At 64.1% G+C, this 382-nt stretch carries 1 protein-coding gene; it reads right to left on the bottom strand.

Annotation, left to right across the window (positions count from 1 at the left end):
* Positions 1 to 382 (bottom strand): alpha-amylase family glycosyl hydrolase (locus IO36_RS36100; RefSeq protein WP_037626599.1); only part of this gene is annotated, 382 nt, incomplete at both ends.

A 382-nucleotide genomic window follows, 5' to 3' on the forward strand; every position in this document is an offset into this window, starting at 1 on the left:
GAAGTGGAAGGCCATGTGGCATTCGTCGCCGCCGGAGGGGAAGTCGCCGAAGTAGTCGACGACGTCCTCGGGCCACTGGTTCGCCTCGGCGAGCAGCACGGTGTCCGGGTAGTGCGTGTCGATCTCCTTGCGCACCCGCTTGAGGAACTCGTGGGTCGCAGGAAGGTTTTCGCAGTTGGTCCCCTCGACCTGGTACAGATACGGCACCGCGTCCAGTCGGAACCCGTCGATCCCCAGGTCCAGCCAGAACCGCAGCGCGGAGATGATCTCCTCCTGCACGGCCGGGTTCTCGTAGTTGAGGTCGGGCTGGTGGGAGAAGAAGCGGTGCCAGTAGTACTGCTTGCGGACGGGGTCGAAGGTCCAGTTGGAGGCTTCGGTGTCG

Origin of the sequence: Streptomyces aureus, assembly GCF_000725495.1 — a bacterium.
Lineage (GTDB): Bacteria > Actinomycetota > Actinomycetes > Streptomycetales > Streptomycetaceae > Streptomyces > Streptomyces aureus_B.